We start from the raw sequence: 8,256 nt of genomic DNA, 5'->3' as shown, positions 1-8,256 counted from the left end.
GTCAGGCGGCGGGTTCGCCGGCCTGGAGTTGCCAGAGGGATGCGTAGAGTCCGTGCTGGGCGAGAAGTTCGTCGTGGGTGCCCTGCTCGGCGACGATGCCGCCCTTGTCCATGACGTAGATCCGGTCGGCGTGGCGGACCGTGGAGAGCCGGTGGGCGATGATCAGCATCGTCCGGTCGGCCGCGAAGACGCGGAGCGCGGCCTGGATGGCGGCCTCGGTCTCGTTGTCCACGGCGGAAGTGGCTTCGTCGAGGATCACGACCGGCGCGTCCTTGAGGATCGCGCGTGCCAGCGCGATCCGCTGTCGCTGGCCGCCGGAGAGCGCGGCACCGCGTTCGCCGATCACCGTTTCGTAGCCATCCGGCAGCGTCGCGACGAAGGTGTGTGCCTCGGCCTTCATGGCCGCCTCGGTCACGGCCTCGTCCGAGACTCCGAAGCTGCCGTAACGGATGTTGTCGGCGATGGTGCCGTCGAAGAGGAAGGGGTCCTGGGCGACGAACCCGATCGCGTGGCGCAGGTCGTGCCGCGACAGCTCGCGCACGTCCCGCCCGTCGAGCAGCACGCTGCCGATGTCCGCGTTCTGGAATCGCATCAGCAGCTTGGCGATCGTGGTCTTGCCGGAGCCGGTGGCGCCGACGAGAGCGGTGACCCGCCCGGCGGGGATGGTCAGCGAGAGGTCCTCCAGCGCCGGTGGCCGATCGGGGTAGGCGAAGGTCACCTTGTCGAGGACGATCTCCCCGCGCGCCTTCTCGGCGTCGAGCGGTCCGCCGGTGCCGTCGGTCTCGACGGGGAGGGCGCGCAGCCGCTGGACCCGGTCGTAGGCGGTGATCGTGCGCTGGTACTGGTCGACGATGCCGCCGAGCCGGTTCATCCGCAGCATGACCATCTGGGGTAGCCCGATCAGCGGGCTGAACACCTCGAACGGCAGGCTGCCGTCGAGCACCGCCCGGCCGCCGATCAGCAGGGTTCCCGCCATCGAGCCGGTCGTGCAGACCCGGACGATCTCGGCGTGGCGGATCGTGCTCCGGTCGGTACGCCGGCTGCTGTCCTGGACCTCCCCGCTCAGCCGGTCGATGCGCTCGGCCTCGTAATCCTCGGTGCAGAAGCTCTTGACGGTGGCACCGGCCTCCAGCGTGTTCACCAACTGACTGTGCAGCCTGGCCCGGTGCTCGCCGGAGACGGCGTAGTCGGCCGCGACTTTGTCCTGGTAGTGGAACGACAGCCAGGCGATGACCGGGATGGGCAGGAACGCGATCCAGGCGATCTGCGGTGCCAGCAACAGGAACAGCGGCACCAGGAGGGCCAGACTGGTGCCGAGTTGCAGCAGGTCGTTGGCCGAGGTGGCGAAGAAGGTGCCCAGCTGACGGACGTCGTCAGTGAGCGCGCCGGCGATCCGGGTGGTCCGCTCGCCTTCCAGGTGCCGTAGTTCGAGGTGCTGGACGTGGGCGTACGTCCGGTTGCGCCAGTCGTGCTCGACGTCCTGGCCGAGACGGCGCCATTGGAGGTTCGAGGCGTACGAGAGGCCCGCCACGGCGGCACAGGCGGCGGTCATCAGCCCTGCCAGACCGAGTAGTTGGGCGGACGCGGTGGTCAGGCCGAGGTGGACCAGCGGAGCTGCTTGCCCCTTGATGAGGACCAGTCCGGTCCAGCCGAGGAAGGTACCGAGCGCCATCTCCGAGGCCTGGCAGGCGATGGACAGGGCAACGGCCCCGTAGAGACGGCGTCGGTGCGGTCCGACGATCTCCACCAGGGGGTGGCCTTCGACGCCGGGCCCGGCCGCTCCCTGGGACACGTCGACCGTTCCGCGCCAGGCCTTGCGAAGGACAGCCGTGGTCAGCGCGGCCACCCCGCCCACTGCCACCAGTTGCCTGCTCAGCGCCGACCCCTTGATCAGTGCGACCCCAGCCGCGACCCCGCCGCCGACGGCGAGCACCGGTCGCACGACCAGGCCGCGGTCCGCCCGCGGGGCCGGTGCGGCGAGGGGGCGGGCCGGTGCCGGGCGCTCCGCTCCGGTCGGATCCTCCGCGACCAGGGTGACGGCTCTGCGGACGATCCGGCCGACGTCCGTGGCGTTCAGCCGCGCATCGTGCCGGACGAGCACCCCACCGGTGACCGGGTTGACCCGGGCCTCGGTGATCCCGGGAATGCGGCGCAGCGCGGCGGCGAGGATCTCGGCCGTCCGTGGCCGTCCGAGCACCAGCTTGACGTCCCAGCGCTGGCGGCCCGGAGTGACCGAGCGCGGGCTCACGTCCAATTCCGCGGAGCGGAATCCGGCCGCGGCACCCAGTAGCGATGACATGCGTACGATCACCTGTTTACGGAGGTCACGGGTAATCCGTCAACGGGCGCGGCGAATTTCGCGCACGGTGGATTACTGCGACGGAGCGGAAAGTCCGAAAGTGGGCGGAAGTGCGGCCGAAAGGCCCACGGCCGGCCGCCGCGAGGACCCGTCTTCCCAGATCGCCAGGAAAACGCGCTCAGGCGGCGGGCCGGGCCGCGCATCAGGGCGTCACTGCGCCTTCGCGGCGCTGGCGGTCGCGCGGATCTTCGGAGTCCTGACCTCGCCCTTCTCGCCGTTCGAGGCTGCGCCCTCGGTGGGCCGGTCTCCCTCACCAGCGGCGATCTGCGCCGCCACCATCTCGGCAGCCACCTCTACCGCGAGGTCGTGGATGTTCTCTCCGGCCTCTTGGGCCGCTTTCTTCACCTCCATGACAAGACCGACGGACGTCGTGACGACACCGCGCAACAGCGGCTTGAGGACACGCTTGGCCAGTGGCGCGACGATGAGACCGATCAGAAACGGCGGAACGACGGGCGGCATGATGCTCCAACTTCTCTACGCAGATGTATGACGGGGACCCAGGGCACTGCGCACCCCGGAGCACGCACAGCGGGGAAGGCGGAATCACCCATTTCCGGAATTCTCGATATCCCGTGCCGTACTCCCCGACGGGTTGAATTCCTTGTCGATGGGGTAAACCGTCCGCTCATGGATCACGGTAGCCCAGTCATGACCGTCGAGGCCAAACGGTCTCGGCGGGTTTCACTCATGCGAGTGCTATCCATGTTCGGACCGCTACGGATTTCAGTATGTGCACCCATCAAGCGAAATACTTTTCTCATTTACCTATTACCAGTGATCGGCTTCACGGCGACTGCTCACCGCGGTCCGGGCGCCGCCGTACGCGCCCGACCTGGACTCGGCGGAGGCCGGCGTCTGGTCACTCGTGCGCAGAGCAATGGCCCGCGCTGTCTCCGACACACCCGACGACCTCGGCCTCACACTCCGCCGCGAGTTACGCAGGATCCAGAACCGGTCCCACCTGATCGGCGGCTGCCTCACCGCCACCGGCCGGTTCCGACCCGTTCACGGACGAGTGAACTCCCCGCCGACCGCTGGCGGACCGGCTGCTGCGAACACCAGCATGGCCGCCATGGCCACCACGCACCCCCGAGCTGAGCGGGCCGCCCAGGCCCGGGCGGCCGAAGCCCAGCTCGCCGCCGACGGAATCGACGGGGTGGTGTTCGGCTGGGTCGACAACGCCGGCCTGACCCGGGTGAAGTCCGTCCCGCTCGCCCAGCTCGAACACGCCGCCGCGTACGGCGTCGGCGCCGTACCCTGCTTCGACGTCTCCCTGGTGGACGACTCCTTCACCGTTGCGCCTTCGAGTACCGGCCCGGTGGGCGACCTTCGGCTCGTCCCCGACCTCGACCGGCTCACTCCGCTCGCCGCCCAGCCCGGCTGGGCCTGGGCCCCGGCCGACCGCTACACCCAGGACGGCACCCCGCACCCCGGCTGCCAGCGCCGATTCGCCCGCCAGGCCACCGAGGCCGTCGAGCGGCGCGGCCTTTCGGTGCGGGCCGGGATCGAGGTCGAGTGGGTGGTGGCCGACGCCGCCGGGGCCCCCGCGACGGTGGGGCCCGGGTACGGGATGGCCCGCTTCATCGAGCACTCCGACTACCTGCGGGAGGTACTGCGCGCCCTCACCGCCCAGGGGTTGGCCGTGCTCCAGCTCCACCCCGAGTACGCCGCCGGGCAGTTCGAGGTCTCGGTCGCCGCCGAGGGGCCGGTCGAGGCGGCCGACACCACGATGCTGGTGCGCCACACCATCCGGGGCGTCTCCGCTCGTCACGGCCTGCGGGTCTCGTACGCGCCCGTCTTCACCGAAGGCTCGGTCGGCAACGGCGCCCACCTGCACCTCAGCCTCTGGCGTCAGGGCCAGAACCTTGGGCACGGCGGCCTCGGCCCCCACGGGCTGCACCCCGAAGCCGAGCAGTTCCTCGCGGGTGTACTGGCCGAGCTGCCCGCCCTGCTCACTCTCGGCGCGCCCAGCGTCGCCTCCTACCTGCGGCTGGTCCCCTCCCGCTTTGCCGGGGCCTACCGCTGCTGGGGCCTGGAGAACCGTGAGGCGGCGCTGCGCCTGATCACCGGCTCCACCGCCGGGCAGGCCAACGCCGAGCTCAAGTGCTTCGACGCCGCCGCCAACCCGTACCTGGAGATCGGCGGCGTGCTGGCGGCCGGACTCGCCGGTCTGGACGCCGGCCTGCCACTCCCGCCCGAGACCCAGGGCGACCCCGCCGCCCTCGGCGCGGCCGAGCGCCTCCCGGCGAGCCTGCCGGAGGCGATCGACGCGTACGAGAAGTCCGCACTGCTGCGGCAGGCGCTCGGTCCCACGTTGTACGAAGCCGTGCTGGCTGTCCGGCGGGCAGAGGCGGAGCTGTTCGCGAGGCACACGGATGCGGATGTCATCGAGGCCGTCCGCTGGCGCTACTGACGAGCGTCGGCTCTGCTCCTCCGGCTCCCCATCGATGAGTTGACCGAAGGCCTGCTGGTCGCCGTCAAGCTTCACGGAGCTCCGCAGCGTGCGGCCCAGAGGGTGCGGAACAGATCCTTGGCCGCGCCCGTGCCTGTGGCCGAAGCGGTCGCAGGCACGGCGTCGTCCGAGGTGAGGGGAGCGGGCCAGGGCATGCATGGCGAAATTCATTTCATACGGCCTTCGCCACGGCCCTGCCCGAGGCGACTACTGGCCACCTTGGTGTGTTAATGCTCGTCGCCCGTGGCGAGCCGAGACTGGCGATGGCCCCGGCATGTTGATCAGCTGTGCTGCTGCGGCTGGCCTGTCCGGGCAAGAAGAACGCGTTCGTGACTTTGCAGCGAGTGTCCGGAAACCCAGGTGGCGTACTGGAATCCGAAGACGAAGAACAGTGCCCTGATGACTGGTTGAGAGCGGTGGAACTCGTCGAGTACGGAGGACATCTGCATCAGCCCACTTCGGCTCCGGGAGAGGATCCGAGAGTCAAACCGGTAACAGCGGGTTCCAGTGGCTTCGCCATATAGACCGCCTCGGAGCCGTAGCTCGCGGGCAGCCCGATCTCGGGCCTGGCGCGGTAGCCCAGCCGGGACCACAGCACCTCGGAGCCGCGCACGGCGACCAGCGAGAGGGTCCGGTAGCGGGCCGCCCGCCCGGTCTCCTCCAGATGCCGCTGCATCCGGCGGGCCATGCCCCGGCCGCGCGCCCGCTCGGCGATCACCAGGTCGTGGGCGTGCAGGTTGCTCCCCCGGTCGCTCTCCTGCGCCGTGCCCTCCTCGGCCAGGCTCAGGTCCGGGCAGCGGAACAGCGGGTACGGCAATGCGAGCAGATAGCCTCCGAAGCCACCCGCGTGCTCCAGCACGAAGCAGGTCGAGGGCGAGGCGCGCTGCCGGGAGCGCAGCGCCTCCCGCCCCTCGGACAGACCGGTCACGGCGTAGGCGCGTTCCTCCAGCGCGACCACCTCGTCCCAGTCCTCCTCCTGGAGGAGCCGGATCCGGGTGTCGGTCATGCCCCTCCTCCGTCCAGAGCCGGGCCTCCGACGCAGGTGTACGGCAGCGGCGCGAAGCCGTTGAATCCCCGGGTGGCGTAAGCGGCGGCGTACGCGCCGCAGGAGTGGACCCACACCGGGTCACCGGAGGTGATCGCGCGCGGGACCCGTACCAAGCCATCCTCCTGGGCGTACGCGTCGTCACTGTCGCAGGTCGGGCCGGCCACCATGGCGTCGACGAACTGCCCGCCGGAATGGGTGGGGAACTCCAGGCGGTACTGCAACTGGTCCATCTCGTAGAGACCGTTGAACTTGCCGCAGCTCAGGTAGAGCCAGTCCTCACGGGTGCCGTCGAGCCGGTGTCGGGAGGTGAGCCGCGCCACGTGGGCGCGGATCGCGCCGTGGTCGGCGACCAAGTGGCGACCGGGCTCCAGCAGGAAATCCAACGGGGCGGCGTTGACGGCACGCAGCCGTTCCATGCCCTCGCGGATCACCACGAACATCTTGTCCAGCGGCGGTTCCAGCGGCCGGCCGCGCCGGTCGAGGACGCCGAGGGCGGGCAGTCCGCCGCCGAGGTTGATCCGGTCCGGGGTGATGCCGCGCCGGCCGAGCGCCTCCAGGACCGCCGCCAGCGAGTCGATCGCCGCGCCCCAGGCCTCGGCGGTCATCTGCTGGGAGCCGACGTGCACGGACAGGCCGGAGGGCACCAGCCCGGCGGTGCGGGCGGCGCAGAGCACCCGTGGGGCGTCCTCGGGCGAGCAGCCGAACTTGCGGCTGAGGCCCCAGAGCGCGCCCTCGCCGGTGGTCGCGATCCGGCAGAACACCCGGGAGCCGGGGGCGTGTTCGGCGATCGCGCCGATGTCCTCCAGGCAGTCCGTGGCGTAGTCGCGCACACCGAGCCGGTAGGCCTCGGCGATGTTGCGGTCGGACTTGACGGTGTTGCCGTAGTGGATCAGCCCGGGGGCCACCCCGGTGCGCAGCGCCTGGGCGATCTCCTGCGGGCTCGCCGCGTCGAAGCCGGCGCCGAGCCGGGCGAGGTGGCCGAGCACCTCGTCCACCGGGCAGGCCTTCATCGCGAACCGGACGACGATGCCGGGCAGTTCGTCGCACAGGGCGGCGTACTGGCGGCCGATGCCGTCCAGGTCGTAGATGATGGTGTCCTCGACGGCAGCGGCGAGCGCGGCGCGCAGGGCGGGGTGGTCGTGCTGGTCGGGCAGGGACGGGGCGGACGCGTGCATGGTGGCTGGCACGGTCGGGGCGCAGTGGCCGGTTCTGCACTGGTCAGCCGTCCGGCGCGGTTCGGCGATCTTGCGCACGTCGGTGGTCTGAGGCCTCACGTGTGAACTCCCGGTCCAACTGGATCAATGATGCCAAGGGCTCGCCGGCCCGCATGAGATGAAGCGAAGGAGTCCAAAGGCCGGCTGTGACGCCTGACCTGGACTCCCTCCACGCCGCACTCTATGCACTTCTGGGTCCTGCACCTGCACCTGCTGTGCACTCTGCGCTGACTGCCGCCACCTTCGCGCTGACCGGCGTAAAGGCCGACGATCGTGAGATCTTGCCCGCCCGCCACGAACGGGTTTCATCCGGCGGGCGAATCCCAGGAAGGCGAGGCCGACCTGGCGATGCGGCTTCCGACTTCGAACAGTCTCGCCGAACCTTCTTCTGGCGTTCTTGCCGGCCGAGGGCAATGAGCCGCGCCACCCGTCGTCCCCGTCGTCCTGGCAGCACACGATCTCGGCCCCGTCGGGATACAGCCGCAGCCGGACCTCATCCCCCGGTCCCCCCAGCACGGCCGACCCTTGTCCGGCCTGCCGCTCACCGACGCAGTGCACCACCGCATGATCGGTACAGCACTCGAACTGGGCGGTGAGCAACGCCCCGGTCCCACCAGGTATGGAACGCGTAGTGCACGAACATGCTTGCCAGAACTGGCGCGAGAGTGAACCCTTGAGGAGTCCCCCCGATCCCGCTCCGGCAAGGTGCTGCCGTGCAGTTGCGGCGCACCTTGAGCCACCGCTCGGCATGCAGAACCACCCGAACGGCGTCGGTGTGAGCATCCACGCCCTTGACGATCATGTACCACCGGATGTCGCGGGCCGGCCGGCCCCTGGACCTGCTCGGCGAACGCCTCGCCGGACACGGCGGATCGAGCCACTTCGACCGCGCACCACGAGTTCGACCCCGCCGAGACTCTCCTTCGACATACGCGTCGGCGAGCCCGCGCGCATCGGCCGTGCACACGCCACGACACCACTCCGCGTCTTCGGCTCCTCGGCGTCGACACTGCGGGGTGCAGGCACAACGTGACTGTCCCAGCCGCACGCTCGATCGACTCGACCACCACTCTGGGCAACTGCGGCAGTAATCGCCACGAGGTCCAAACACCCTCGGCAGTTTGATCTGCGTATCCTCAAGAAAGGGACGAACAAGGCCCGGAAAGCGCCCCGTTCAGCG

General features: G+C 70.1%; 5 protein-coding genes. 1 reads left to right on the top strand and 4 read right to left on the bottom strand.

Annotation, left to right across the window (positions count from 1 at the left end):
- Nucleotide 1: 1 nt before the first annotated feature.
- Together ABT070_RS32160 and ABT070_RS32155 are read right to left on the bottom strand one after the other, a co-directional pair.
- On the bottom strand, nucleotides 2-2,299 hold the full coding sequence (locus tag ABT070_RS32160; RefSeq protein WP_351765783.1) for an ABC transporter ATP-binding protein/permease: 2,298 nt from the start codon (nucleotides 2,297-2,299) through the stop codon (nucleotides 2-4).
- A 210-nt stretch (nucleotides 2,300-2,509) separates the two neighbouring features.
- Nucleotides 2,510-2,821 carry a DUF5132 domain-containing protein gene (locus tag ABT070_RS32155; RefSeq protein WP_351765780.1) on the bottom strand — a complete coding sequence of 104 codons (312 nt, stop codon included), beginning with the start codon at nucleotides 2,819-2,821 and terminating at the stop codon, nucleotides 2,510-2,512.
- Nucleotides 2,822-3,434: 613 nt separating this feature from the next.
- Between ABT070_RS32155 and ABT070_RS32150 the strand changes: the two genes are divergently transcribed.
- Entirely contained in the window at nucleotides 3,435-4,775 is a 1,341-nt protein-coding gene (locus ABT070_RS32150) for a type I glutamate--ammonia ligase (protein ID WP_351765778.1), read from the top strand.
- A 487-nt stretch (nucleotides 4,776-5,262) separates the two neighbouring features.
- On the opposite strand, the gene ABT070_RS32145 is transcribed toward ABT070_RS32150, so the two are convergent.
- Both ABT070_RS32145 and ABT070_RS32140 read right to left on the bottom strand, forming a co-directional pair.
- Nucleotides 5,263-5,820 carry a GNAT family N-acetyltransferase gene (locus ABT070_RS32145; protein ID WP_351765776.1) on the bottom strand — a complete coding sequence of 186 codons (558 nt, stop codon included), beginning with the start codon at nucleotides 5,818-5,820 and terminating at the stop codon, nucleotides 5,263-5,265.
- Complete coding sequence (locus tag ABT070_RS32140) at nucleotides 5,817-7,037, bottom strand: type III PLP-dependent enzyme (RefSeq protein WP_351765862.1); 1,221 nt, start codon at nucleotides 7,035-7,037, stop codon at nucleotides 5,817-5,819. The genes ABT070_RS32145 and ABT070_RS32140 overlap by 4 nt, the downstream gene beginning before the upstream one ends.
- Between the last annotated feature and the right edge of the window lie 1,219 nt (nucleotides 7,038-8,256).

Origin of the sequence: Streptomyces sp. NPDC002884 (assembly GCF_040295245.1) — a bacterium.
Classification (GTDB): domain Bacteria; phylum Actinomycetota; class Actinomycetes; order Streptomycetales; family Streptomycetaceae; genus Streptomyces.
The sequence above is the reverse complement of the archived record's forward strand: the minus strand, read 5'-3'. Positions and strand labels throughout refer to the sequence as shown.

What these genes read in the sequence shown, in the direction of transcription:
- ABT070_RS32140 (WP_351765862.1), bottom strand. Translation starts at nt 7,037, where the DNA reads ATGCACGCGTCCGCCCCGTCCCTGCCCGACCAGCACGACCACCCCGCC.
- ABT070_RS32160 (WP_351765783.1), bottom strand. Translation starts at nt 2,299, where the DNA reads ATGTCATCGCTACTGGGTGCCGCGGCCGGATTCCGCTCCGCGGAATTG.
- ABT070_RS32155 (WP_351765780.1), bottom strand. Translation starts at nt 2,821, where the DNA reads ATGCCGCCCGTCGTTCCGCCGTTTCTGATCGGTCTCATCGTCGCGCCA.
- ABT070_RS32150 (WP_351765778.1), top strand. Translation starts at nt 3,435, where the DNA reads ATGGCCACCACGCACCCCCGAGCTGAGCGGGCCGCCCAGGCCCGGGCG.
- ABT070_RS32145 (WP_351765776.1), bottom strand. Translation starts at nt 5,820, where the DNA reads ATGACCGACACCCGGATCCGGCTCCTCCAGGAGGAGGACTGGGACGAG.